Annotated in this window: 18 protein-coding genes and 4 tRNA genes; 15 read left to right on the forward strand and 7 right to left on the reverse strand. The window is 59.6% G+C overall.

Going from position 1 to position 26,506, the window contains the following annotated elements; all coding sequences use genetic code 11:
• Nucleotides 1-10: 10 nt before the first annotated feature.
• The 3 genes from ABOD76_RS12240 to ABOD76_RS12250 are packed head-to-tail and all read left to right on the forward strand — an operon-like array spanning nucleotide 11 to nucleotide 4,653.
• Complete coding sequence (locus ABOD76_RS12240; RefSeq protein ID WP_350245138.1) at nucleotides 11-763, forward strand: hypothetical protein; 753 nt, start codon at nucleotides 11-13, stop codon at nucleotides 761-763.
• Nucleotides 756-2,537: an ATP-binding protein gene (locus ABOD76_RS12245; RefSeq protein ID WP_350245139.1), complete on the forward strand. Its 1,782-nt coding sequence runs from the start codon at nucleotides 756-758 to the stop codon at nucleotides 2,535-2,537. Before ABOD76_RS12240 ends, ABOD76_RS12245 begins: the two co-directional genes overlap by 8 nt.
• A gap of 1 nt (nucleotide 2,538) precedes the next feature.
• Nucleotides 2,539-4,653, forward strand: coding sequence for a hypothetical protein (locus ABOD76_RS12250; protein WP_350245140.1), 2,115 nt, complete (start codon nucleotides 2,539-2,541; stop codon nucleotides 4,651-4,653).
• Here the strand turns inward: ABOD76_RS12250 and ABOD76_RS12255 are convergent.
• Nucleotides 4,621-6,654: a DUF6884 domain-containing protein gene (locus ABOD76_RS12255; RefSeq protein WP_350245141.1), complete on the reverse strand. Its 2,034-nt coding sequence runs from the start codon at nucleotides 6,652-6,654 to the stop codon at nucleotides 4,621-4,623. The two genes, ABOD76_RS12250 and ABOD76_RS12255, sit on opposite strands and share 33 nt — an antisense overlap.
• Before the next feature lie 215 nt (nucleotides 6,655-6,869).
• On the opposite strand from ABOD76_RS12255, the gene ABOD76_RS12260 reads away from it, so the two are divergent.
• From ABOD76_RS12260 to ABOD76_RS12285, 6 genes are all read left to right on the forward strand, one after another.
• The gene (locus tag ABOD76_RS12260; RefSeq protein WP_350245142.1) at nucleotides 6,870-9,134 is read left to right on the forward strand and encodes an ATP-dependent helicase; all 2,265 of its coding nucleotides are present in this window, start codon (nucleotides 6,870-6,872) and stop codon (nucleotides 9,132-9,134) included.
• Nucleotides 9,131-10,102 (forward strand): PD-(D/E)XK nuclease family protein, encoded by a 972-nt coding sequence (locus ABOD76_RS12265; protein ID WP_350245143.1) that lies wholly within the window; start codon nucleotides 9,131-9,133, stop codon nucleotides 10,100-10,102. Before ABOD76_RS12260 ends, ABOD76_RS12265 begins: the two co-directional genes overlap by 4 nt.
• 65 nt (nucleotides 10,103-10,167) lie before the next feature.
• Nucleotides 10,168-12,384 carry a DEAD/DEAH box helicase gene (locus ABOD76_RS12270; RefSeq protein WP_350245144.1) on the forward strand — a complete coding sequence of 739 codons (2,217 nt, stop codon included), beginning with the start codon at nucleotides 10,168-10,170 and terminating at the stop codon, nucleotides 12,382-12,384.
• A gap of 112 nt (nucleotides 12,385-12,496) precedes the next feature.
• A complete protein-coding gene (locus tag ABOD76_RS12275) occupies nucleotides 12,497-12,946 on the forward strand; it encodes an AAA family ATPase (protein ID WP_350245257.1) in 450 nt (149 codons plus the stop codon).
• Nucleotides 12,927-13,487, forward strand: a complete 561-nt coding sequence (locus ABOD76_RS12280) for a tRNA(His) guanylyltransferase Thg1 family protein (RefSeq protein ID WP_350245145.1) — start codon at nucleotides 12,927-12,929, stop codon at nucleotides 13,485-13,487. Before ABOD76_RS12275 ends, ABOD76_RS12280 begins: the two co-directional genes overlap by 20 nt.
• 882 nt (nucleotides 13,488-14,369) lie before the next feature.
• The gene (locus tag ABOD76_RS12285; protein WP_350245146.1) at nucleotides 14,370-15,077 is read left to right on the forward strand and encodes an HD domain-containing protein; all 708 of its coding nucleotides are present in this window, start codon (nucleotides 14,370-14,372) and stop codon (nucleotides 15,075-15,077) included.
• 541 nt (nucleotides 15,078-15,618) lie between these two features.
• Here the strand turns inward: ABOD76_RS12285 and ABOD76_RS12290 are convergent.
• Nucleotides 15,619-17,169, reverse strand: coding sequence for an EVE domain-containing protein (locus tag ABOD76_RS12290; RefSeq protein ID WP_350245147.1), 1,551 nt, complete (start codon nucleotides 17,167-17,169; stop codon nucleotides 15,619-15,621).
• Between the two features lie 311 nt (nucleotides 17,170-17,480).
• On the opposite strand from ABOD76_RS12290, the gene ABOD76_RS12295 reads away from it, so the two are divergent.
• The 3 genes from ABOD76_RS12295 (at nucleotide 17,481) to ABOD76_RS12305 (ending at nucleotide 20,484) form a co-directional block, all read left to right on the forward strand.
• Entirely contained in the window at nucleotides 17,481-17,819 is a 339-nt protein-coding gene (locus tag ABOD76_RS12295; RefSeq protein WP_350245259.1) for a hypothetical protein, read from the forward strand.
• 174 nt (nucleotides 17,820-17,993) lie between these two features.
• Nucleotides 17,994-18,836 carry a hypothetical protein gene (locus ABOD76_RS12300; RefSeq protein WP_350245148.1) on the forward strand — a complete coding sequence of 281 codons (843 nt, stop codon included), beginning with the start codon at nucleotides 17,994-17,996 and terminating at the stop codon, nucleotides 18,834-18,836.
• Nucleotides 18,837-19,299: 463 nt separating this feature from the next.
• Nucleotides 19,300-20,484: a tyrosine-type recombinase/integrase gene (locus tag ABOD76_RS12305; protein ID WP_350245149.1), complete on the forward strand. Its 1,185-nt coding sequence runs from the start codon at nucleotides 19,300-19,302 to the stop codon at nucleotides 20,482-20,484.
• 1,475 nt (nucleotides 20,485-21,959) lie between these two features.
• Here the strand turns inward: ABOD76_RS12305 and ABOD76_RS12310 are convergent.
• The 5 genes from ABOD76_RS12310 to rpsO form a co-directional block, all read right to left on the reverse strand.
• Nucleotides 21,960-22,036, reverse strand: a tRNA-Arg gene (locus tag ABOD76_RS12310).
• 16 nt (nucleotides 22,037-22,052) lie between these two features.
• Nucleotides 22,053-22,141, reverse strand: a tRNA-Ser gene (locus ABOD76_RS12315).
• Between the two features lie 19 nt (nucleotides 22,142-22,160).
• Nucleotides 22,161-22,248, reverse strand: a tRNA-Ser gene (locus ABOD76_RS12320).
• Nucleotides 22,249-22,347: 99 nt separating this feature from the next.
• Nucleotides 22,348-23,634, reverse strand: a complete 1,287-nt coding sequence (locus ABOD76_RS12325) for a nitrilase-related carbon-nitrogen hydrolase (protein ID WP_350245150.1) — start codon at nucleotides 23,632-23,634, stop codon at nucleotides 22,348-22,350.
• Between the two features lie 73 nt (nucleotides 23,635-23,707).
• Nucleotides 23,708-23,992, reverse strand: coding sequence for a 30S ribosomal protein S15 (gene rpsO / locus ABOD76_RS12330; RefSeq protein WP_350245151.1), 285 nt, complete (start codon nucleotides 23,990-23,992; stop codon nucleotides 23,708-23,710).
• Nucleotides 23,993-24,165: 173 nt separating this feature from the next.
• Between rpsO and ABOD76_RS12335 the strand changes: the two genes are divergently transcribed.
• The 3 genes from ABOD76_RS12335 (at nucleotide 24,166) to ABOD76_RS12345 (ending at nucleotide 26,448) form a co-directional block, all read left to right on the forward strand.
• Nucleotides 24,166-24,250: transfer RNA gene (locus ABOD76_RS12335), tRNA-Leu, on the forward strand.
• 146 nt (nucleotides 24,251-24,396) lie between these two features.
• Nucleotides 24,397-25,389 carry an alpha/beta hydrolase family protein gene (locus ABOD76_RS12340; RefSeq protein ID WP_350245152.1) on the forward strand — a complete coding sequence of 331 codons (993 nt, stop codon included), beginning with the start codon at nucleotides 24,397-24,399 and terminating at the stop codon, nucleotides 25,387-25,389.
• 72 nt (nucleotides 25,390-25,461) lie between these two features.
• Nucleotides 25,462-26,448 carry a malate dehydrogenase gene (locus tag ABOD76_RS12345; protein ID WP_350245153.1) on the forward strand — a complete coding sequence of 329 codons (987 nt, stop codon included), beginning with the start codon at nucleotides 25,462-25,464 and terminating at the stop codon, nucleotides 26,446-26,448.
• Nucleotides 26,449-26,506: the final 58 nt, after the last annotated feature.

Consider the following 26,506-nt stretch of genomic DNA (forward strand, 5'->3'; position numbering starts at 1 on the left):
GGGAGAAGATGTGGATAATTTCGATTCTTTAATGATGGAACAATTTTCGGGCACCCCCCCTTCAATAAATGATCTCGCAGCAGAAATGAAGGTATTGCTTGATGAATTTGCAAAAATATCTCAAAGTGGATCATTTGGAGTGCCATGGGACAGAATAAGAAAAAGTGAAGTCGATATTCTTCACGCAAGCTTTGATAAATGGTTGTCCGAACATGAAAAAGGCAGGTCTTCATCCCTCAGTGGCGAAGAGTTGATCGTGGCCCAGAAGTGGAGAGATGGAAACTACGCAAGCAGAATTAGACTTGACCCCACCTCTGAAGATTCACTTCGATCAATTGACAACCTTTCAAATGCGATGCAGAGGACTCTTCTGCAGAACGAAGTTCTGGTCTACCGTGGTATCAAAGGAGTGAAAACTCCTATTTTAAAAAATAATAATTTTATTGCTGTGTCTTTATCAAGAGCAGTCGCTTTAGGATTTACACTTTCTAGCAACGGCTATGAATTATATTCCTGGCCAGATGATAATCGATTTCTTATGGCTATCTATCTGCCTAGAGGATTACCCGCTTTGCACATAAATAATACTTCTGAGAAAGAATTACTGTTGCCGAGAAATTTAGAAATCGTGTTGATTAGAACAATTTGTGCTTCCGATCCGAAAGATGGTAGAAGAATATTTATTTGCAAAGTAATAAACTCGCATGGAGAAAATCACCCTCTGCAGGGCAGCGATACAGATGGGAGTTCGACAAATGATTAACTTAAAAGCTTTGCTTTTACAAATCGGCCCCCGCTTTGGTATTCTGGCGACCGCCAGTACAAGCGAACTGAAAGTCATCGCGAGCAACACCGACGTCGCGGTCGGCGACCTGTTCCTACTGCCTAGCACACGTGGGGCAGCGCGCATCTATATTTTCCGAGCCACCGAGTACGCTAACGTGCTGTCGCGTGAACTGGACCCCAGTGACATCGCTCGCAACAAGCTAACTATGCCCGACAGCTACTTTAGCGAGAGCTTAGCAGAGGCACTGCTGCTGGAACTGAAAGGTAGTGTGCTGGGCTACGCTGAACAGAAGCAGCAGGGTCAGGATAGCTGGAGCTTTCATCGACCGCGCCGACTGCCCGAGCATTTTACCGAGGTATTCCGGGTCGACGCGGAGAACCCCGCTATGCCAGCCGTCATGAAGACGCTGCTGGGGGAGCAACTCGGGCAGAACGGGCTGTTCATGGGGCACCTGCTGGCTGGAGAGGCAGCCATCCCAGTACCGGTTTATCTGCCTGCTTACGCCCTGAGCCACCACATTGGGGTATTTGGGCGCACTGGCAGCGGCAAGAGCAACCTTATGATGGTGCTCCTCTCCAGCGTGCTGAACTACAACCGCACCTGCCCGGTGCAGCGGGCCAGCCTACTCGCGGTCGATCCGCACGACGAGTTCCGGACCTGGCACGCCAGCACCGGTGGGGCCGATGGCTACCGGGGTTTGATTGCCAGCCTAACACCCCAGGAATGCGACGAGCACGCTAGCCCTTTCTATTACCTGACCGCGAAGGAGCTGCCAGGGGGTGGTATGGAGCGCACCCTGAAGCTCAGCCGCGCCGACATCACGCCCGAAGATCTAGTCACTATCAGCGAGTACACCGAGCAGCAGACCGCCTACGCTGGAGCGCAGTACGCGCGGCACGGTGAACGCTGGATCGAAGAGACCCTCATGACCAACCCTGAGGATCAGGACACCGGCTACCTAGCGGGCACCGTGAGCGCCGTTCAGCGCCGTCTAGGATTTCTACGGCGTGGCCAGACCCGAATAATCACGCCATTCAATCTTGATTTCGGTGACCAGTACGACAGCTTACTACCCGACATCCTATGCTCGCTGGAAGCCGGGCGGGTACTGATTATCGATACCACCCTAATGACCGAATTAGAACAGTTTCTGCTGACCACCGTCATCGCACGCGCGCTATTCGCGCTGCGCCGCGCTTTAAGGAGCACCGAGCATGGTGAAGACTTGGAGCGCAACCTGCGCAAGACGCTGGGTAACGACGACTCGCACGGTACGGTGGGGCAGCGTACCCTGGCTGACGAGCTTGTGCGCCGCCTTGATGACGAGCGCTTACCCTACTTGCTTGATGGACAGGTGCGCAGCACGGACACGTTGCCGTTCGTTAATGTGGTGATTGAGGAAGCGCCAAGCATTCTCAATCCCGACCGCATGCGCTTTGGTAGCGTATTCCGAGACATCAGCCGCCAGGGGCGTAAATTCGGAATTGGGTTGACTGTGGTAAGCCAGCAGGTGAGCGAGATAGATAAAGGCGTGCTAACGCAGATCAATACTGAGTTAATCATGGCGCTGGGAAACGAGACCGAGCGGAAAGAAGCGATACGTAACGCTAGTGCAGACCTTTCAGGATTTGAACGGGAACTACAAGTGATGGGAAAGGGTCAGGTACTAGTAGCGGCGAGTTACAAGGACTTGCCATTGCCGGTCCAAATTCCTACGTATACCAGTTTTGTCAAACGGGACGGATTCTGACATGGCAGATAAATCGGGAAAATCATACGAGGCTTTTGTCGAATATCTATTGATGCGTCTAGGTTACGCAAACGAGGCGTCAGCAAAAGTAGATCGCCAGTACTTGTTTGGAACGCATCGTTTAAAAGGTGAAATGGGGGCTGATTTACTGGATAAATACTCGGAGTCAGGTATTGCCTTTCACTCCACGGATGGGCTTCCTCATGGTCCATGGTACAATCCAGATTTTTTTGTATTAGAGAACGGATTACCCGCTGCATGCTTACATGTTACGCATTGGAGTAATCCTCGCAGTTCTAAGTACAAGTTTTGGCGAACTCAGGAAGAACATCTGCAATATAAGATTGCATTTGGACACAAATTTCTTTCTATCAACTTAGTATTTGAGGCAATTCCGGGCAATGAGGCGGAGCTTATTACCGATACCCAAAAGAAGATCTTCTTACATGGTTGGGATCCTTCTATTGGCTCTATTCTTGTAGGGTGTTTCGATGCAACCTTACTTTTCCCTCTGCATTACTGGCTTATTAAGGAATATGAGTCGTATCTACCCGAGAAGCTTCCCCAGTCTCCACTTCTCCGCCGTCAAGCTTTGGTCGATTCCTGGACTAAATACTTCAACGCAGATGGAAACGCACGAGCAGAGATTGATTTAGTATTAAATCTCCTTAGGAACGGTATGAATAGTGATCCACATCCACGTTATAGCTCAAATGTAATTAATCACTTACAATCTATTACCAGAAGGGGTCGCGAGCGTGCGGTATTAGCTAAGGTGCGTAGTACGCGTACGAGATATAGGAAAGGCATTCAGCATGCATTTATTGTGCGTGAAATGATTTCTCGGCTCGTTGAAACTGATGCAGATGCGGCGACTTGGAACATCATTCGAGGAAATGCTAGATTTCGAGATAGTGATTGGTTGAAATATCTAGGCCTGAGTGTTTCCGTATCTCAATCTCAAAGTGTTTTAGATGCATTACAATCAATACCCATTCAGATGGCAGATAGGCGCCCAATTTTTCTACTGAAAATTGGTGGTATAGAAATATTCGAATGGAATGAAGATTTTCAAATTTTTATTAGCGATGTTGCCGTCTTACCTGAAGATGAAGCTAAAGCACTTTTTAAAGCTATGTTAGATCTGTTTGAAGACTACAGATCAGCTCGTGGAATGACAAGTGTGCTGGCAGATCTCGCTGAGCCAAAAAGAATTTCCCGAAAAATTCAATATGTTTTTGATAACTATATCGGGGTAGGCGAAAAGCAAAGCTTTGTAAACAAGCTATCCGCAGATATGCTCACTCCTGGACAGAATGCACCTCATCAGCAAATAGTGTTAGATTCGCATAATTGGGTCCTAGATGTACTTCTATCGGCTCATAATTTAGGTAGTGTGCAAACCATTACGTCGCGTCTTCCTGCTTTGTTCTTTAAGCATGTGGGTGAAGAGATCAATCCATATTCATATCAAGGCGGACCAGAAAATGTGGTTGCTCGATTGTTAGCAGGACGAGACATCGGGCCAGATATCCGACCGCAAGCGACGATGTCGCGAGAAGAGTTTTACGAAGTGATTTGGCCCCTAATTGCAATGATTACCTGGGAATCTATAAGCGGAATTCCTCATAGTGACAAGGAAACGGTGATCGAGAATTATCGCTATAAAAAGGCGATGAGAATTATCTCATCGCCTGATCTCGAGCCAATGCGGAAGCTGCTTCATAATGCTATTCCAGGACTTGATGAGAATGCCCCTCCTCTAAGAGGATCGTTCAATAAACTAAGTACTCTGCGCGAATGGAGTAATTCGGCATTGACAACAGAGGTAAGTGGCCGTGAAGCAACATCAGGTATTATAATACAAACACAGGCGGTTTATGGAGCAAAACACATCGCCGATAAAACAAAAGAAATTGCTTGTCGTTTGCGATCGATCCACATAAAGTGCAATGACGATGGTTTGTTTGAGCCAGAGCCCAATCCTGGTAAACACTATCTAGTAATAGACGGCGATTGGCCTCTTGAAAGCAAGATTAATCTTTATGAAGCCGGATTCGATGGAATATATGATGTAAGCGAATTAATTGAGCTCTCTAGTAGCTTCAAAAAGTAAGGGTTTGGTGAGAGTTGAGCCAAAAGCTTGGCTGCTAAAATCTGATTTTATTATAAGTGAATCATCACCATTATAAATTCTATATTGAGATTCGTTGAGTGCTCTTAGGTACATATTTATGTTATGTACAGCCCTGCCCATGTTCGCCTCGTTACCTCCATTATATGGTCTATCTTGGAAATCTTTCCTACTGCCTCCTTGAGCTCGTGTGTCCCATCCTTCAGCTCGCATAGCGTGACAGGCTGGGCATTTGCAAACGGGCAGTTCGTTGCTCCATGGAGCGTTTGTAACAATTTTGTGATTTTTTATGAGACGTGCCGAGCTTGGCAAATATTGTAAGTATTTGCCCCCTGTGAAGGCTTCCATATACATGCTGGAGCCGTCGAAAGAGTCTACTCCGAGGTGAGTTAACGTAGCCGCCCATCGTATGCTGGAAACACCTAGAACGTGTATGTATATACCCTTAAAATTCTCTCGATATTTAACCGCATCGCTCACACATTTATAAACAAACTGTGGATCGCGACTAGATTTCATCGCCAAGCTACCCAAAGCTATGTGTGTATAACCCATCTCTAAGTACTTTTCCATCATATAATGCCGTTGCTCAAAAGTGCCATGCGTGACTGCCATCAGCCGGTGTCCCTGTGCAAGCGGCATCATTTCCTGCGCAAATTGCAGTGACACCTCGATTTTCTCCGCCGCCCTTTTCAAGGTGTCACTGTCCAGAATCATCATATCTGGCGATACGATGATGTCGATGCCCTTGCGTGCGCCTGCTGCCTCATACAACCGCATGGCTCTCTCAGGCGTCAAAGGGCCGTCCTTTTTTTTCAGAATGGGGTACGGCTCGTTTTTGTAACTCCAGGCCCCGCAATCGTAGATGTTGCCTTCCTCGGTCTCTGGCAACGGCTCGTTGGAGGGGTTATGGTACGCCAAGCTGGTCAAGTAGCCGCGCGGGCCGTCAGGGGTACCGTAGCCCTCGATGTACTTCCAGATGCGATCTACTCGGGGGGCAGGCAGTGGATTGCCGTGCTCGTCTTTTGTGATCTTTAGCTTGTCACGATTGTTGATGACCACCGTAAAGCGCGTTCTCGGTCTCTCGGTAAGTCGGTGCTGGGGCCTGGGGTAGAACTCCTCACTGCTCAGGCCTAGGGGGTTGAATCCCAGGTTGCTGCGGTGAATGCCGGGCACCAGCCGTGGGCCGTCAGTAGGGGTGGCCGTGTTGTCGACGCGCGCAGCAAGTAACGGTTCGGATTCCGGCAGGCTGAGTAAGGGGGTGGCGGTGCGGTTTTCCTGCCAGCTTTCCAGCGCGTTGATGGCAGCTTGGGGGTCAGCGTGCCAAAGCCGCAGCACCTCGGGGTTCTCGGCCACCATCCGGGCCAGTTGGTAGAACAGGAAGCCCTTTAGACCCACCAAGCCATAACCGAACCGCTTTGCATCTTTGTTGGCCAGCGTCATGATTGCCTGCCTAACGCTGTGCTTGGGAATGCTGCGAGCACTGCCGCCGCTCGCAAGGAAGATGAAGCTCTGCTCGGACCGATTTACCAGCGGCAACTGCGCCGACTTTAAGTAATTTTCGCCGAGCAGGAACACCACTATGTCGTAGTCGCGGATGGCCACATTCAAGTCGTCATGTATCTTTAGTTGCCGACTCCAAGCCAGCACTTCCCTGCTGCTCAGGTCGTTAAAGGTCGTCTCATACGGCGCGATCAACGTATTGTCGTCAATCAACCCGTACCCAGCGCTGATGATCTTTAGGGTGCTCGTTAGGTCCTTGTTGGCGCTTAGTAGGTCGAAGGCCTGACTCACCTGCACATGCTGCTGGCCAGTGTACATACGCTTGGCCGAGGTCAGGTAAGGCTTCAGGGCCCCTTCGCGCTCCTTGACGTGTTCACTTCCCTGGCGGAAATCGTCCAGCGTCAACTGACCCTCGGGTTTGGAAAGCTTGGCCCCAGTACAGGAGCTGATCACGATGATGCTGGGAAGTTGGTTCGTCATAGGGTGCGTTGGCCTCTCTGGGGTGTGCTTGGGGTGCCCAGACATGGCGGGCAGGCTGATCAGTTTATACCGTCGCCGTCCCTGTTATTTCCTGAGATCCTGAAACAGAACGCACCCCCACTGAACCGGAAATATCCGGTACTGCCGTGGGGCCGGGAGGACTAGCATAGATAGAGTGCCCCGTATGGTTGCCCAAACGCAAAGGAGTCCAAACGTTGACCTCGCCAGCCCTGCCAGGAACCCTTTCCCTAACCGACTTCTACGCTTTTATGCCCAGGCTCCCTGACGGCTCTCTCTCGCTCAGTTCCGACCAGCAGCAGGCCTTGGAGCATGACTTCGCGCTGCCACTCTGGGTGATCGCCGGGCCGGGTACCGGTAAGACGCACACCCTGGTGTGGTTAGTCCTTAAGCGGTTGTTGGTCGACGGTGTCCCGCCACAGCGCTTGATGCTCACGACCTTTACTCGTAAGGCCGCCACCGAACTGCGTACGCGATTGATTCAGGCCCGGCAGGCGATGGTCGATGCAGGCCTAAAGGCGGCGGAAGGTATCGACCTGTCGCAACTGATGCTCGGCACCCTGCATGAACTGGCGAGCGAGGTGCTGCAGCGCGAGCGCTACCACGAGACGCTGCGGGTGCGCCTGCTGGGCGACGAGTTGACCCAGCAGTTCTTCGTGCGCCGCTCACGAAATCCCCTGATGGACTGCGACGACCTAACCTTCTGGCAGCGCTTCAAGTTCATCAAGGGCGCGGACGTCTTCCCGCCCAACAAGGCCAAGCGGGCCGAGTATGCATGCAAGCTGTTCAACCGTATGACGGAAAATAGCGTCGACCTTTCCCTGCTGCGCTCATCGGGCGAGCCGCATCTTGTGGTGCTGGCCGACGCCTACGACGCCTACCTGACTAATTTACACAAAGGGCACCGCTCAGACCAAGGGCTGCTTCAACGCCACTTCCTGGACTACCTGAAGTCGCCGGCCGGACAAGGGTGGGTCGATCAGGGCCTCACGCTGCTGGTGGACGAGTACCAGGACACCAACCCTATCCAGGAGGAGATTTACTTCCACCTTGCAGGCACCCGGGGAGACCTGACGGTGGTGGGCGACGATGACCAGAGCCTGTACCGCTTCCGCGGAGCGACCGTTGAGGCCCTGACGAGTTTCGACCTGGCCTGCCGGCACTTCCTGGGCCGTCAGCCGGTGCCGCTCTACCTGACTGAGAACCGCCGCAGCCACCCTCAAATCGTTGACTGGGTCAACGCTTACATCGGCGGCCACCCGGAGATGGTTGACCCAGTGGTGCGCGTCCGGGCGCCCGGAAAGCCCCTGCTGGTAGCGAAGTCGGGCATGACCGGAACCTACCCGGCGGTCGCGGCCATCGCCGAAGGCGCCAACCCACAGGCGGCCCAGAAGGTCGCGGCACTGGTCGCCGGTTTGATACAGGACGGGCTGGTGTCCGACCCCAGCCAGATTGCCCTTCTGACCTTTAGCACCCGCGAGACCACTCACGGGGTCGGCCCGTACGTCGATGCCATCCGGGCCCAGGGTCTGTCTGTCTACAACCCGCGCAGCCGCCGGGCACACGTCGACGCGCGCCTGCTCGCGCTAGTCGGGGCGTTCAGTCTGATTCTCGACCCCGACTACGCCGAGGCGAACCTGGTGGCGGGTTTACCGAGGGGAGTGCCGAAATACATCCAGGACGCACGGGCCGCTTTCGTGCAGCTGATCGACGGCGGACTGTATCCAGAGCTGGAATCCTATGTCATCGACTCGCGCAGCGCCATCGCGGCCGCCACCATCGACCCCGCGAATCCTTTCCTGAAGCGGAAGGGAGGGCAGCAGGTGATTCTGTCGATGCTGCTCTTCAAGCTGCTTAGCCAGGAGCCCTTCGCCAGTGACCTGCGCGACGCTGAGGGGGGTGAGCGCATCAAGGCGCTGAACCTGATCATGGCCGAGTACGAGGCGCTGTTCAGCGACGGCCGCATCAAGCTGGCGAGCGACCCCGGCGGCGGCAGCCGGGTCGACGGCTGGACCGTCTACAACTTCTACTCGGTATTCGTCGAGGGCATCCACGATGGCTTGAACGATCCAGAAGACTCTGAAATGACCCTCCAGCCGGGTGCGGTGAACGTGATGACCATCCATCAATCCAAGGGGCTGGAGTTCGAGGTAGTGATTGTGTTGCGCCCGGATAAGCAGCCGTTTGTTTCCGACACACACGAACTCGAAGACCAGTTCCATACCTTCTCGGCACATCCGACCAAGCCCACCCACCGACGCTCACAGGAGGAACGCGCCGCCGAGGACGCCATCCGCCTGTTCTTCGTGGCGTACTCGCGGGCCAAGCGCCTCCTGGTGGTGGCCGGACAACTACACCCCAAGTGTGCCCCAAGTTGGGACCGGGTGATGGGCGCTGCCTTCGGCAGCGGCAAGATCAGCAAAAGGGCCGACCTCGCCGGCCTAGGAGCGCACCTGCTATGAGTTTTACTGACACTCTTAAGGCCGGCGGGTGGAGCATCCCGCCCCTGCGTTCGGAGGAGCACATCCGCAAGTACAGCACTACCGGTGACATCCTGGCTTACAAGCGCTGCAAGCGTCAGTACGGCATATTCGGGGTGCGTGGCTTCGCGCCCAGCAGCGACACGCAGGCCTACTTCGGCACGCTGACACACGACGTGCTCGACGCCATCAACCGCGAGTATAAGGTCACGGGGAAAATTCCCGCCGAGGCAGATATTCAGGTGCTGGTCGATCAGGCGCATGACCGTCTATGGCGTTCCGGAGTGCGACCGTACAACGCCTCATGGCAACGGGAACGGGTGGCACTGCTCATCTCCCGCTTCGTGGAACTCGCCGGGCACTCTTTTTTTAAGCATGTCCAGGAGACTGAGTACCAGCTGGAACGGGCCATGACGACCCCCAACGGTCAGCCGTATGTGCTCAGCGGGGTGGTGGATGTGCTCGCAGGTGCCGTGTGTGAGGACTTGGAGTTGCCGTTTCCTACCCACCACGATGATGTCGAGATCTGGGATTACAAGTCCGGGCGGCGGCCGAAGAAAGGGGACCCCGCCCTGCGCGACTACGAGTTTCAAATGCGGATGTACGCTCGGATCTATGAACTGCGTACGGGTCGCCCCCCGGCCCGTTGCGTGCTGGTCTTCCTGGGCGAACTGGCCGACGATGACAGCTACAAGGCAGCCAAGGGGAAGGCCTACCGGTTCCCCGAATTGTTCTATCCGGTCCATCCGGACCCGGCGCGCGTGCACGAGGTTGAGACCGACTTTCATGACACCGTAGATGCCATCGAGGTGGAGCGGGCACTGGCCTACAGCGCGCAGTGGACCGCACCGACGACTCCAGTCGATGAACAGACCTGCGAGGCCTGCGACTTGCGCCCCAACTGCGCCAGCTACCCCAAGGGTGCGAAACTGCGGGCCGAGGCGTTGTGACCACTGTCCCGGCACCGCTGCCCTCCTTTTGGGAGGAGGCGCTAACAGTACTGGTTCCCGGAGGTGTGCTCCAGCCAGTGCAGCAAGCTGCCCTCGAAGCGGGGTTGATCGGATCTGCGCAACGGCGCAATTTTATCGTGTCCGCACCGACCAATGCCGGGAAAACCCTGGTGGGTGACCTCGCCTGCCTGGACGCCCTAAGGCAGGGACAACGGGCGGTGCTGCTCGAGCCGCTGCGTGCCCTGGCGCAGGAGAAGCACGAGGAGTGGGTGGCCCGTATCACCCAGCTCCGCACCCTGCTCGGACGGGACATCCGTGTCACGCTGTCGACCGGCGATTACCGCCTGGAAGATGAGCACTTCACCGACCTGCCAGCGACCGGCGAACTCATCGTCGCCACCCCTGAGAAACTGGAGGCCTTACTGCGCCGTCCGGAGCATCAGGCGTGGTTTGAGGGCATCGGCGTGGTGGTGGTGGACGAGGCGCACCTGATTTCCAACCCCCGGCGCGGCCCGACACTGGAACTGCTGCTCAGCCGCCTGAAGGCCATGCCCTCGCCGCCACGGTTCGTGCTGCTGTCTGGAACGGTTGGCAACACCGATGCGGCGCAGGCTTGGCTGGCTCCCTGCGAAGTGGTGCGCGTCACGCAACGGACGTCACCGCTCTCCCTCAGCGTGCTACCCGTTCCGCCACTGCCCGAAGGGAAAGCAGATGACGTCGCCACCGAATGGCTCCAAACGCAACTGCTGGACCCGGCGCACCGGGCGCTCGTCTTTGTGTACCAGACCGCCTCGGCCGAGAAACTGGCGCGGCACCTGTGCACAGCCCTGGGAACAGAAGTGGCCTCGGCCTACCATGCCCGGCTGCCGAAGGTCCAGAGAGACGCGGTTCGGGCGGCTTTTCTGAGCGGCGAGACCCGGGTGGTGGTCAGCACCACTGCCCTCGCCATGGGGTTGAACCTGCCGTGCACCCATGTTCTGGTCCGTGATGCTGCGTTTCCTGGGGTCGGACGCGTGGAGGTGGATACCTTGCTTCAGATGCTCGGCCGGGCCGGACGTGGCCAGACGCCTGGAACTGGTGCAGTGGTGGTGAAGTCTACCGACGGCTGGGAGGCTGAAGAGCTTCGGCACGCGCTGCACCATCCGCAGTTCGCCGACTTGACGTCTGCGTTCGACCGACTGGATAACTCCGAACGCGGACCCGCAGAGCAGGTGGTCGCCACCTTGCTGGCGGCCCAGGTCAATCCAGTGCCGGCCGCCAACTTGGAAGATCTGCTGCGGCACTCGTTGGGTGGCCCCCGCTTGGCCGGGCAGGTGCGCGGCGCGCTCGCTTGGCTGGAACGCCAGAAGCTCGCCTACCGTGAATCTCCAATGCCAGGTGCCGTTGGTGGTCCGGTTCGCTTCGCCCTGACACTGCTCGGCAGACGGACCGTACGGGCCGTGGTGCCCCTCCCGTTTGCGGCGGGGTACGCCCAGCTGCTCCGGGACCTGATGTTGACCGAAGCGTCCGACGACCTGCTCGAGCACTGGCGTCCGATGGACACGCTTCTGCTACTCAATCTGCTGCATGAGCGTCCACCCAATCTCGGCTGGCGCTTCAGTGAGGCACTGGTTCAGAAGGTGGACAGCTGGTGTGAGGAATTCGGGGCCGACGCCCCCCTGCTTGCCCGCTACATGCGTGGCGCACCTGAAACCAGTCGGGCCGATGAACTCCTCGGTTCTTTGGGAATCGCCCCTGCAGGCAGGAAGGGAAAAGCCGAGGCCAGAAAACTCGCATATCTCGGTCTGGCCCGCGCGGCGGTCTTGTTCGAACGCTCCCGGGGCCGGGCGGTTGGAGATGTTGAGCTCCGCTGGAGCATCAAGAACCTGGCGGGCCTGGAGGAACGCTGGCGCGACGACCTGTTGTGGCTGCTTGGTGGTCTGGGCCACCTGCTGGATGTTCACTGCTTCTACTTCTATCTACGGGAACACTGTGCGGCCAACGACGCACGCGTACGCCGCGTGAAGGTGGCCCTGAAGCGTCAGAGACGGCAGACTTACGGGCTGATCGAGGGTCTGAAGCGCTGCTCGCCGCTGGGAGGTCTGCTCGACTTGATCCGCAAACAACAACTCGGACGCAAACCGAAGATCGGTCTGACCAGTCTGCGCAAACTCGAAGACGCGGGCGTAACTGATCTGAATGTCCTGATGGGACTCACTGCTGCCGATTTGCACGCCCTCGGGTTGCGCCGTGATTTTGCTCAGCAGGTGGTGCGTTTCCTTCAGCGCCGCCGGGCGGCTTAAGCGCCAGTGGTTTGCGAAGGCATGCGGCTGCTGCGCCAGTTCGGGTCACGGTATCCCCGATGACCAGCCTCCTGTGACCTCGGCCGCCCACTCGCTCGAACTGGTGATCCTAATGGGGTTACCTGGAGGCGGCAAGACCACCTTCTACCGGAATCACTTCGCGGGGACGCACGCGCACGTGAGCAAGGACCTGTTCCCGAACAACCGGAATAAGACCCGTCGGCAGCAGTACCTGCTTGAGGAGGCGCTGTCCAGCGGAACGTCGGTGGTGCTGGACAACACCAATCCCACGGTGGACGACCGGGCCGGAGCAATTGCCCTGGCGCATGCGTTCGGGGCGGTGGTCTCCGGCTATGTGTTTCCCTGGATGTCGCGGCGGCCAGAGCACAGAACGCCCTCCGCTTGGGCCAGGCCCGCGTGCCGGACGTCGCCATCTCCGCCACCGCCGGCCGCTAGCAGACGCCCCTCCCGACGAGGGCTTCGAGGCTCTCTACGCCGTCCACCTCACCCCCGAAGGAGCCTTCGGAGAGCCTTCCGTCCGGATGAACACCGACGCCTTTGAGGGACGCCTGCGTGCCCTCGAGTACTATCACAGCCTGAAGATTGTTTCCGGCGCCTGGGTGGTCCTGCGGGTCGGCAGGCGCGGCTTTTCCCGGTTCACCCAGGAGCGCTTCAGCAAACCGTTTGACGACCGGTTTCACACCCTGATGGTCGCCACCGCCCAAGCACTGCTGGAGGAGTTCCAGGGGGTCTATGCCCACACGGAGAGCGACGAGATCAGCGTACTCTTCCCGCCCACCTGGACCATGTTCGACCGGGAGCTGGAGAAGCTGGTCAGTCTCAGTGCTGGGATGGCCAGCGCGACCTTCACGCTGGCCTGCGGGGAACGCGTCACCTTTGACAGCCGCGCCTGGATCGGCGTGACCGCTCAGGACGTCGTGGACTACTTCCGCTGGCGACAGTCGGACGCGGCCCGCTGCGCCCTGAACGGCTGGGCGTGCTGGACGCTCCGGCAGGAGGGGCCAGCGTGGCCGAGGCCACTCGCGCGCTCGAAGGCCAGACCACGGCCTTCAAGAACGAGCTGCTGTACCAGTGGGGTGTGAACTTCAACGGCCTGCCCGCCTAGCAGCGGCGGGGCGTGGGCCTGTACTGGGAGATCTATAGCAAGGATGGCGTGAACCCCCTCACCGGACAGGGTGTCGTAGCGGAACGCCGATGGGTAAAGACCGACAGAGACCTCCCGATGAAGGACAAGTACAGCGCCTTACTTACGCGTGGATGGCCCCGGTCTTGCAAAACGCTTCACCAGGCTCGTGCGTGCCAGTGGGGACGATGTCACGCGCGAGCCCAGCCTACCTGGACCCTCAATAAATCTCCCAGCGCACCCCCAGGCGATGTGGCTGAGGGTCGAGGTCCTCGGCCCGGTCATGCTCACCCAGCACGTGCAACCGGCACATCGCTCGCCCAGCTTGGCGCCACTGCCGCCGATATCTGCGGGTGTATCGGCCTTGCCCGAGGTGCACCGCTACGCTCAGCTGCCGTTGCAGCCACATGAGCTCATGTTCCCGCTCGTCCTGCTGCCGTGCCCAACTGCACACCTCGCCCCCTCCCCAGGGCGCTGGGTGAGTCCGTTGAGGTCCACGCGTCCACCAGTGATTGCGCCATTCATGAAAGAACCAAGCGTGCATCCGCCAACGCCGCCGGGCTTCGAGTCGCTCGTGCCGGTCCCGCTTCCAATTGTCCTTGGCCATGGTTACCGCCCTCCTCAGAGCGGTAACGAAGCTGGACCCCCGGTTGTACGCATGCCCAACGCTAGCTCATCACGATGGCGGCGTGCATCGACCGAAACGCGTATCTGCCTCATCCCGGTTGCAGGCGGAGGGTCGGCTGCCGTTGCTAGCGTGGAACTCCTTGCAAGTTGCTTTAATGCCAGAAGAGAAGCCAATGTGTTCCGGCGCTTCCCAGGGATTCGATAGGGTAGGGACATGTCGACCTTCCCCCTCACCGACGATTTCCTGAAGGCCCTCGAGCTCGCTCACGGCTACCACCTCGGTCAGTACCGCAAGGGCACCGACAAGGGTAAGGAGCCCGGCATTCCCTACATCTCGCATCTGCTTGGTGTCGCTAGCATCGCCCTGGAATATGGGGCGACCGAACCGGAAGCGATCGCGGCCCTGCTCCACGATGCCCTGGAGGACGGACCGAACAACACTGGGCGTGACGCCGACGAGCTGCGGCAGGAGATTGTCGAAACGTTCCACGAAGGTGTCCTGATTGCCCACCTGGTGGATGGGGCGACCGATGACGCGCCGAAGGCCAGCATGGAAAAGCGCCCCTGGCGAGAGCGCAAGCTGGAATACCTCGCCAGGCTGCCGGGAGAAGAGGCAAGCGCGCTGCTGGTGAGCGCCTCGGACAAGCTGCACAATGCGCGCGCCATCCTGAGTGACCTGCTGGCGTCGGGACCTGTGGTGTTCACCCGCTTCAACCAGGGTCGGGACGGGACCCTGCAGTACTACCGCCTTCTGGCCGATACCTATCTGAAGGTCGATACGGCCGACGTGCGCTCAAGGCCCCGATTGCATGCCCTCTTCGTAGAGTTGGAACGGACCGTAACGGCTCTCGAGTCCGCCTGTGGAGTCACGGCGGATGAAGTGCGGCCCTGGCCCCTGCTGAGCCCTGCTGCGGCCTCGTGAGCACAGGGGTAAACGGTGTGACTATAAGGGCTGGCGAGCTCAGGAGGTCGGCGCATATCTGTGTGGTCTAAGATCTCTATCCTGATCTTCGAGGTGCACCGCGAATAGGTCCAACCCTCTTGGCTGAGGAGCGCTTCGCTGTACTGAAAGAAGCCGGACTGCTGCTGGATCTCCTGTGTCCGATCGGCGAAAGCTTCAGGGGTGTGGGGCATAACGACGTTGGGGTTGATGATGGTCACAAGCGCCAGGAAGTCATCTGGGGTGGGTTCGCGGTTCATCACCGGTGCCGGGGCGGCAGTCATATTCCATCATGCCGGATGACCGAGTCCACTTCCCTTGACCGACACGGCGTAGAGTTTCTTGGTTCGGGATGTCGCCTGGACTGAGGTGCAGGAAGATCGGCGCATCGAGGTTGTAGGCAGTTAACGTGCTGTCATGGACCATCAGACCAGGCTGGCGAGGAGATCACACACCCAGGGTGTATAAACAGCACAGTCCGGAAGCTGATCTCGATCTAGCGTGTGGACAATAAAACAGCCCGTTACGCTTCTGTCCTCAGACGCCTGTGCTCCACTCGATGGCAATTGGCACAGAGACACTGGAGATCATCGAGCACAGTGACATGTTTTCCGGCCATATCTTTGACCTGAATCCTGCTGTGGTGAACCTCGATACAGGCTTCCCCATGCTCTCCGTATGCAGTTACAGGATCTATCCTGCACTTCTCGCAGAACAGTCTGCCATGCTGAAGCTTGAAAGCGGCCTTTTTGGCTTGCGCAAGGCCGGAAGAGCGTTCAGACCTCAGGTGTGTCACCAGCACCTTGCCCCCTTCCGTCCATTCAAGATCCTCGGGTGACGGCAGGAGCGGAAGGATCTCTATGGTTCCCGCTTTTGGCACCGGGATGAATCCCGCCTGCTTCAAGAGGCGAAAACTTGTTGAGCTCTCTCCACCAGAGAAATGTATCGGGAGCACCTTGAACCCTAGAGCTTCTGAAGCGGCTACCCCAAATACAGCCTTTGGGGGGAAACGTTCGCCATCCTCGAGGAGGATGTCATAGTCGGTGGATGGCCCGAAGCCATGATCGGTGTAGCCTGCACGAAGTCTCTGTACAGCGTTCCAGATGTGTACTGGCGTCACCTGTTCCAGCACGGAAGCCGGCAGGCGTTGTCCTGAATCGGCATTTCCAGAAATGGAAACAGCTCCCAGGATCGATACAAGTTCGTAGAGTGGTGGTGGACTTTCAATCTGGATGCGAATCCGTTTGGTCCGATTTCCATGGCCACGCGCGTCTGGCGCGCGGCCAATCCGTTCCATCGCCAGGGACATGCGCGTAAATGTTTCCTGTAGAGACAGGCCCGTATCGGCATCAGAGAGGATCAACCGGTCGTTAATCGGGAGTGCTTGACCTCTACTGCTATCAACCCATGCCCGACTGATCCGCAGACCAGCTGAGTCCAGCCTGCTCAGCAGCAGGTTAAGCGCTTTAGCATAGTCCGGGTTCTGTGCGTTCTTGCCCTTGGTTCCACCCCGGCTATGAAGGATCAGCATTGAATCCTCGATATCGAAGGCTGCATCCAGCAGTTGGCCATCACTGTCAGTGAGCTTGTAGGACGAGCTTGACGACATATTGCTTCTAGTGCCCTCCGACTGGTACTTCTGAATGATGTCTTCGAGGGCGTCCCATTCCTGTGGAGTAACCTTAAAATTAGTCCCAGAGGCCATTTTCAGAATGCTGAGTTCTCTAAGACGTATGTCCGTCATAATCACACTACGAGGAATGCCCAACGGGTATAGGGCTGTCAAACGGAATTTGACTGCGAAGCCTGGATCTTCTTCGACACGACCCGCGGCGACCTGCCACTCAGCGTGGCCTTCTCTTTGGCGTGGTGCATCGAGGAGCTCACCGACAGCATAGACACCAGCGTGTTTACCACTCTGCCAGAGAGCAACTTTGTCACCCGCCTGCATCTGATGGATGTACTGAATAGCCGCCCAATCATCCACATTTCCCATCTTTTTTGTCTGAACCACTTTCGCGAGGTCGTACCACTTGGGGTTCGCTTGAAAGATCCAGTGCCGGACTGTGGACATACACTCACAATAGGCGATCCATAGCGACGTCGAAGTCGTCGACAACCTCATCCGGTCTAGGGCATGGACCCGGCATGGCTTGATTCACCGGGAAACGCCCTGCTCGTGGCCATTGCAGTTACCCTGCCAAATGGCCTCACGCTCCCCGGCTACACCGTATTCGGTGATATGCGTGATCCTTCCGCCCTGTTCCTCTGGGAGACGCCCACACAACGATTGTTTCTCAATGGTCGCCCGATGCTGGTTGACCATCGTCTTCAGCGCTTGGTTGATCGCTCTGGCGCCGACCGTCGGACGCGGCCCGCTGTGCCCTGAACGGCTGGGCGTACTGGACGCTCCGGCAGGAGGGGGCCAGCGTCGCTCAGGCCACTCGCGCGCTCGAGGGCCAGACCACGGCCTTCAAGAACGAGCTGCTGTACCAGCGGGGCGTGAACTTCAACGGCCTGCCCGCCTGGCAGCGGCGGGGCGTGGGCCTGTACTGGGAGACCTACAGCAAGGAAGGCATGAACCCCCTCACTGGACAGCGTGTCATGGCAGAACGCCGACGGGTGAAGGTCGACCGCGACCTTCCAATGAAGGACGACTACAGCGCCTTTCTCCGGACACGTCTCAGCCAGGTTCAGCTCCAGGCAGTCAAGGAGAAGGGCTGAAGGCGACCGCCGGGTTGACGGGGATCGCGGCCCACCCGAACCGCACTCGCCGTCTGGGCAGCGAATCGCGCAGTGGAAAACCTGTGAAAACGCTGTGCTGGACGGGCTTGACTATGTGAGGGCGTCTGATCCAGTGTGTGCTGCCTCGCCAGAACGTGCAGGCAGGAGGAGCACATGACTCAGCCCGAAGACCAGCTCAACTTACAGGCGGCCCGCGCCTATCTTACCCGGCTCCTGCCGAACCTCGCGCCCTTCTCGGCCGAGGAGGTGCAGAGCCTCACCCTCAAGGCCGGACTGTGGTCCCTGTTCGTGCAGACCCGGCCGCCCCAGCACGACCTCACCGGCCAGCTCCTGAGCCACCTGCGCCTCGTGCGGGGGGCGGAGAGCGACCTGGACCGCCTCGAAGCGCAGCATCTGCGGCGCCCCACCAAAACGGAGACGATGACCCCGCCGCGCCTGCTGTCGGACCAGCAGAGCCAAGATGCCCTGCAGCGGTTGCGCCAGCAGGCCCAGCAGCTCGGCGTTCCCTGGCTGACCCGCCACCCCATTGAAAAGGACAAGACGCAAGTCAGCTACCGCGTCACCGGAGCTTTCATTCGCCAACTCGGCGGGGCGTGGAAGAAAGCCGCGCCGAAAGGTGGGACACGCAACGCCCTACAGGTGACGCTTGCCCTCGCGTACCTTAGCCTGCCCGACTTCAGGAGGCGTGTTCGGGCGCTCCAGGACGCCAGGTACACCATCAACATTCACGAGCCCTCGGCGGCGGACTTCGAACCGGTCGCGGCTCTGCTTGAATCCTGTGGTCTGCCGTCCCGCGGTGCTCCGACGCTGAGGGATGACGTCGTGCAGCTGAGTTACCGCACGACCCTGGCGATGAACGATGCCTTGAACAGCAGTCTGCCGAGCGAGGCGCGCACGCTGGCGTATCTGCACATTGACTTGGTCGCGCTGTACCTCGTCGCCCCGGAGGTGCGCGCCCTCATTGATCGACTCATTGAGGCGCGCGCCGAGAAGTAGCGGTTGACCGGAGGGTGGGGCAGGTACGATAGGTGCCGGCCCCACCCTCCGGGTCTTGCAGGTCAGCCGTTTTCGTCGAGCTTGGTGGAATACCCCTTATCCGATTCTGGCGGCCTTTCCGGCCGGAAGTGGCTCCTGCTGACCAGCGCCAGGGTGTCCACGGCAGGCAGCGATCCTGCTGGGCGTCCTGATATGCGCCTCGAGGCGTTGTGGGTGACTACGACATAAGGCAAGTGTTGTACTTGGACCCTTACCTCAGTGCCTTCAGGACCGTAGTGCTCCACCCTCGTGATTCCTGCTGCCTTCCCTCTGCCCGTGCAAGCGAAGGCGGCAGGGGAGAGGCGACTTTAGAGACACGGCGATAGACCCCGTCTAGAGTTTTGAGCTGCCCTGGATGTATCTCCCGGTTAGAGCGAACATCCAACTCCCGGAAGAGCAGCACGTTCTCTGGGAGGGAGAAAACATGATGAAGCGACGGATGAATGACGAGGGCCGTGGCAAGAAGCTGTCGAGTGGGAGTGACCGCTGGCAGGTGACCCTGGGATTGGATGAGCGGGCCAGGCCGCTCCGAGGAAATAGGGCAGGAAAGATGACGATGAGCACGCCTTGCCCTGACGAGCTGCCAGTGGCCGATCATCAACCGGAACGGCTGCCTATCCCGAGCCATATCCGGCTGGCGGACTGGCTACCGCTCTGGCTGGACCTCAAGCGGCCGATTCTCGCGCCGAAGACCCTGGCGAACTACGCGTATGTCATCGACAGGCACTTAAGTCCCCTGCTTGGGCACCACAGGCTGCAGGACCTTAAGGCCAGTGAGGTACGCGCCGCCTACGTGGAACTGGCCAATCAGGGGTTCTCGAAGTCGCTCCTGCACCAGGTGCGGGTCATACTTCGGCAAGCGCTCCAGGAAGCCGTATTCGATGAAATCGTGCTCCGGAATGCTGCCGAGGTGGCCCGACTGCCCAGTTTCAGACGGGGCAAGACTGCCCGGGCCCTCAATGCGAAGGAGGTCAGGGCCTTCCTGGAAGCGGCGCACAACCACCGGCTGGGCCTGCTCTTCGAGTTCGTCATCGCGAGTGGGCTGAGACGGGGCGAGGTCTGTGCATTAAGATGGACGCATTTGGACCTGGACATGGGGCAACTGCGGGTCCGCGAGAACATCACGGTTGTGAATGGCAAGGCTACGCTGGGCACGCCGAAGACCGAGTCGGGGATCCGGGACCTGCACCTCGCCCCAGAGACGGTGTCTCTATTGCGCCGACAACTCCTGGCCCAGCAGGCAGAGGGCCTGAGAGGTGCCAGCCACGTGTTTACGAACATCAAGGGTCAGCGTCTTTACCCGGACTCTCTAACCAAGCTTGCGGGAAAAATCGCGGAGCAGGCCCGGCTGGGAGACGTCCGCTTCCACGACCTGCGGCACACCTACGCCTCCCTGATGCTCAGCATGGGCGTGCCGATGGAGGTGATCAGCGAGAAACTCGGGCACTCTCGCCCGAGCACGACGGCAGATATCTACCGGCATGTCTTCGTAGAGGAGCACGAGCGGCACACGTTCGCCCTTGGCGACCTGTTGACGCCCAAGCCGCTCCGGATCAGAAGTGCTGCCCGGCGTGCCGATCACCAGGAGGAGAACGAACGGGTAGCGTAACGCCTGAGACCCAAGGGCTGCTTCGATTGCGGGGAGAGGATGCTATTGGGGCAACGCACAACTGAGAGGAGGTCCGGTCAATTTGATCGGACCTCTTTGTATAAAGTCCTGAGGGTTCGTCTTGAACACGTTCGTGGCCAGGCTGTGTGCCTGTCTGACAATGGCTGTGAACGTCGGATATGTGCTCCTCAGCCACCAGGCAGGCTCTCGCCCTCTCACTTTCAACGGATGGGAACGTCAGGTCTGGCTGGAGCCGGTGAGCTTCCAGGCTCACCAGAGGCACAATTTCTCCAGTTCCGAGCTGTCGCTCGACAGCCGCCCTGTCATAAAAGAACTCAAGAGGATGCCCCAGGAAAACGGCGAACCTCCTGTACTCCTTGCGGAAGCGTCGTTCATCTCGCGCTTCTGCCCTCACGACCGCGTCGCGGGTTCTCACAGAGGGGCGGGATTTGAGCAGGGCCGCATCTCCTTCCACGGTCTTGTGCCGGCTCTGGCTGGGATACGTCAAGCCAAGACACGTCCGGCAGCCCCACTCATCGGCGTCCAGGGTCGCCACCCCAAATAGTTGTCTCACTGGCCGTTCACAGGATGGGCAGTCAAACAGCCAACGGGTGCCACGGGACTGTTGCTGACATGTAAAGGTCACCCGGACCTCCGGGCGCCCCTCGAAACGTTGCGGCATCAGGTACCCTTCGACGGGATCGAACCACCAGGGGACCTTCACAGCCCGCTCAAGCGGGCAGGGGAGCATGTCAGCTAGCTCATCGATGGTGACGGAGGCGACGGCTTCACTGGTCGTCATTCGTTTTAAGCGGCGTGTGTGTCTGTCAAACATGACAACCCGTTTACATCGCGTGCAGGAAACGAAGCCGTCTTCCCGTAAAACGCTCACAGATCGCGGTTGAAACAACTGACGTCTGGTCATGCTTTATCCTGGCACACCAACATCCCAAATGTGGAAATGAAGATCTCTGTTCTGAAAAGTGCTGCATTTAAGCTGTTATTGAAAGTCAGCTTCTTTTTATTAGATTCGAATGAGTCTCTAGTGCCCCATCATTTCAAACCGCGGCACTTCACGGTGGTATTCAGCGGTCCCTGCGAAGCCTTCGGCGGCTTGCCGTGTCATCCCACCTTTTCTCTGAGGGTGCCACCAGCTCCAAAAAACGTCAAAAAACTCCGTAAACGTGTAACCACCGTTTTCCGTCTTCTCAAAAACGCGTGTACAACGCTATCCCGGAGAACAGAGTAAAAAATTCCGCTACACAGTTATGTGCAAAACTCAGCCAATTCTTCGCGGAAAGGCTGCAAAAACCCTGAGAATGGGTGAGTTCTTGGCCCACTTTCCCCAAAACTAGGGTTTTTGCGTGCGAGTTGGTACGGTCCTGGGATGCCAGCGAGAGGCAGTGAAGCTCTCGACAAGCGGGACTATTGCGCGTGGATGAAACAAAAAAACCTCGTCTAAGACGAGGTTTCTGTGGTGTGCCCGAAGGGATTCGAACCCCTGGCCTTCTGATCCGTAGTCAGACGCTCTATCCAGCTGAGCTACGGGCACATGCGGGTGAGTTGTTTGGCGGAGAGGGAGGGATTTGAACCCTCGGTACCTTTTGAGTACGCAGTCTTAGCAGGACTGTGGTTTAAGCCGCTCACCCACCTCTCCATCCGTGCGGCGCGTTGTCTGGCGGAGGGTGAGGGATTCGAACCCCCGGTAGGTTGCCCTACTGCAGTTTTCAAGACTGCTGCCTTCAACCACTCGGCCAACCCCCCATTCACGCGATCTGCCTGGGTGGGACGTGTCCGGCGGTCTGCCATCGACGCGAAGAGGAGTATAGGTGCAAAGGCCGAAGGTGTCAACACGGCGGGCAATCAGCGCCGCTGGCCATGCCCCGCACGCGGACTCAAGACCAGACCAAGTAACAGGCCAGCGACCAGCCACAGCCAGTGCTGGAGAACCGATGGAGGTGCCATATCCGCCTCACCGTTCAGAAGCGCACTTATGGCCTGCTCGTGGGCGCCTGCGGGTGTCGGGTGCCGGGTGCTGGGCGGCAGGCTCAGATCGGCGTGCAGGACCCCGCTGCGGTAGCGGTTCTCGCGCGGGTGGCCACTGTGGGCGGCCAGCTGTTGCCCGACCGCGCGCAGCTGCTCCGGGGTACCGCGCTCTTGCACCCACGGCAGGAGCGCCAGAAAACCGGGACGCGGTGACGTCATCACATAGCTGCGCGGGTGTGGAGCCTCGGCTGCCGGGCCGGTGATGGCGCTCTGCCCGTCGAAGCTGAGGTCCAGCAGGTTGCCGACCACCATCGGATTGATGGCGTAGCGGATGGTGCTGGAATGAGCTGTCACCTGCCAGCTGCTCTCCAGCCACGCCAGCGGCTGATCGCGCGGCGTCTGGCCCTCCGGATAGAGGCCTTCCAGCGCGGTCCAGGGGCTGCCGTTGGCGTCCGGTTGCAGCAGGACCGTGCAGCCCAGCTGTTCCAGCCGTGTCACCACGTCCGGCCGGAAGGCGTCGAGGCTGATGGCCACTCCCAGGTCGCCCACTGGGGTAGGGAAGACCCGCAGCCACTCCAGTTGCCCCGGCGTCAGGTCCACACCTGCTGGCCCTTCGTCCGGCGTCAGGTGGACCTTGTCAGTGCAGCCGACCAGCGTGCCGTCCGGGGCGAGGATGACCGTCTGGTTGTAGAGCGAGGCGTCCTCGCGCCGCAGCCGACGACCCTCCCGCCGGTAGTGCGGCATCGGGGTGCTGCCGCACACCAGCCACACGCCGTACTCGCGGGCCAGCGCACGGCAGGTCTGCAGGTACAGCGCCGTGTGCTCGTCGATGCGGGCCAGCTGGAGCGCGCGGACGGGCGAGACCCGCTCCCACCACAGGATTGGCAGGGCCAGCGGCAGATGCTGGAGCAGCAGCAGGCCCGCCGCCCACTCAAAGCGCCGGGTCGCCGCTGCCAGCCAGCCGCCGCGCAGCACCAGCGGCAGGCCATTGAGTTCGGTCAGCACCACCAGGTTGGGCTGCTGCGGGTGCAGGTGGGGCCGGGCCGCCTCCAGCTGGGCCCGCATCCAGCGCTGGAACCGGGCAGAGGTCAGGAAGTCGGAGGCACCCCACTGCGGCTGCACGGCGACGGCACGGAAGCGGCGCGGTTCGGACGGAGCAGGCATGCTGCAGAGTAGAGCATCCGCCGGACCCACCAAAAAAAGCGCCCCGGAGGGCGCTTCTGAAACCGCAGGTCGCTTACTTGACGATGCGCTGGCCGCGGCGGATGCTCAGCTTGTTGGTGAGGGCGATATACTCGTCGTAGCTGGTGCGCTCCAGGTACTTCAGCAGGCGGCGGCGCTGGCCGTTGAGCAGCTGCAGGCCGCGCTGGCCGTGCTTGTCCTTCTTGTTCTCGCCCAGGTGGCGGGCGAGGTTCTGGATGCGCTCGGTCAGCAGCGCGATCTGCACGCTGGTGCTGCCGGTGTCGCCGTCGCTCTTCTGGTTGTCCTTGATGATCTGGGCTTTCACTTCTGCTGTCGCCATGCTTGTTACCTCTGATGTTTGAAGTCCCGCGTGTCGGAGCCGGAGAAGACCTCCACCCCATACAGCGGCACCGGGGAGTGTAGCACCCCGGGCCGGCCGGGCGCAATTGACAAAGCCCCGCCCTCACCCTACACTTTTGAAGCCCTCCCTTCGGAACGGCATTTCTACCACGTGCTGGGGTGGCGGAATTGGTAGACGCACTAGCTTGAGGTGCTAGCGCCGCGAGGCGTGTGGGTTCAAGTCCCATCTCCAGCACCAGACTCGGGACCGCTCTTCGGGGCGGTCCCGATTTGTTGCCTTGACTGTTGGCCCGCTTACGCTTGCCGGCGTGCTGGCGCCGTTGTCCTCACGACATTCAGCCGACCCGCCCGGTCCTCCTCATGGAGAGCCGCCACGCTGGACGTATGCGTTTCCACCCTGTGCTGCCGGCTGCACTGCTCGTGTCGTCTCTTCTGGGTCCGGTGCAGGCTGCAGCCCCGGCGTCCCGCCAGTTCCCGGATGCCAGCGCCAGCCCGCTGAGCATCGTGAACATGCGCAAGCGCAGCTACCCGGGCAGCGCCCTGACGGTGCGTCAGACGCTGAAGGCCGGCAGCAATTACAAGCGCTACGTGGTGTCGTACCTCTCGGACGGGCTGCGGATCAACGCGCTGCTGACCGTGCCGAACGGCACGCCACCGAAGGGCGGCTGGCCGGCCATCGTGTTCAACCACGGGTACATTCCGCCGGAGGAGTACCGCACCACCGAACGCTATGTGGCCTATCAGGACGCCTTTGCCCGAGCCGGCTATGTGACGCTGAAGAGCGACTACCGGGGCCACGGCAGCAGCCAGGGCGAGGCGGTGGGCGGCTACTACGACCCCGGGTACACGGTGGACGTGCTGAACGCGGCGGCCAGCCTGCGCAAGGATCAGCGCGTGAACGCGAGTCGGCTGGGCCTCTGGGGCCACAGCATGGGTGGCTCGCTGTCGTTGCGGGCCATGGTGGTGGAACCGGACTGGTTCAAGGCCGGGGTGATCTGGGCCGGTGTGGTGGCCCCCTACAACCTGCTGCAGACCGCCTGGAAGCGCGGCCCCGGCGCCGAGTACATTCCGCCCAATGCCAAGCGGAGGGGGGCGCAGCTGATCGAGAAGTACGGGACCGCCGCCCAGAACCCCACCTTCTGGCAGGCGGTCAGTCCCAACAGCTACCTGAAGGACCTGAAAGCCCCCCTGCAGCTGCACCAGGGCACCGCCGACGTGGAGGTGCCGCCCACCTTCCACCAAGCGCTGGAACGGGGGCTGAAGGCCGCCGGCAAGCCCTACACCGCCTACGTCTACCCGGGCGACAATCACAACCTCAGCCGCAACCTGAGCACCGCGCTGCAGCGCTCGGTCACGTTCTTTAAAGGTCACCTGTAGCCGTCCCCGTTCCGGTAACGCTGGCGTCCGTGCGGCGCTGGGGTAGCATGGGGCGAAAAAAAGGAGGCTCCCATGAACAACCCCGTACGTGTCGCCGTGACCGGCGCTGCCGGCCAGATCGGTTACAGCCTGCTCTTCCGCATCGCCTCGGGCGCGATGCTCGGCCCGGACCAGCCGGTGATTCTGCAGCTGCTGGAAGTCACGCCCGCCCTCAAGGCGCTGAACGGCGTGGTGATGGAGCTGCAGGACTGCGCCTTCCCGCTGCTGGCCGGCATCGTGACCACCGACGATCCGATGGTGGCCTTCAAGGACGCCGACTACGCGCTGCTGGTGGGCGCCATGCCGCGCAAGGCCGGCATGGAGCGCGGCGACCTGCTCTCCGCCAACGGCGGCATCTTCAAGCCGCAGGGCGAGGCGATCAACGCCGTGGCCAGCCGTGACGTGAAAGTGCTGGTGGTGGGCAACCCGGCCAACACCAACGCCCTGATCGCCCAGCAGAACGCCCCGGACCTGCGCCCGGAGCAGTTCACCGCGATGGTGCGTCTGGATCACAACCGCGCCCTGTCGCAGCTGAGCGCCAAGACCGGCAAGCCGGTCAGCAGCATCCAGCGCATGACCATCTGGGGCAACCACTCGTCCACCCAGTACCCGGACCTGTCGCAGACCACGGTGGACGGCCAGCCGGCCCTGTCGCTGGTGGACCAGAGCTGGTACGAGCAGGAGTTCATCCCGACCGTGGCCAAGCGCGGCGCGGCCATCATCGAGGCGCGCGGGGCCAGCAGCGCCGCGAGTGCCGCGAGTGCGGCCATTGACCACATGCGCGACTGGGCGCTCGGCACGCCGGAGGGCAGCTGGGTCAGCATGGGCATTCCCTCGGACGGCAGCTACGGCGTGCCGGAGGGCCTGATCTACGGCTTCCCGGTCACGGTGGAGGGCGGCCAGTACCGCATCGTGCAGGGGCTGGAGATCAGCGACTTCAGCCGCAGCCGCATGGACGCCACTGCCCAGGAACTCACCGAGGAGCGCGACGCGGTGCGTGAGCTGGGCCTGGTGAAGTAAGAGCACCGGGCAGCACACAGGCGGGGCCGCTCACCTTGAGCGGCCCCGCCTGTCTGTG

The organism is Deinococcus sonorensis KR-87, assembly GCF_040256395.1.
Lineage (GTDB): Bacteria > Deinococcota > Deinococci > Deinococcales > Deinococcaceae > Deinococcus > Deinococcus sonorensis.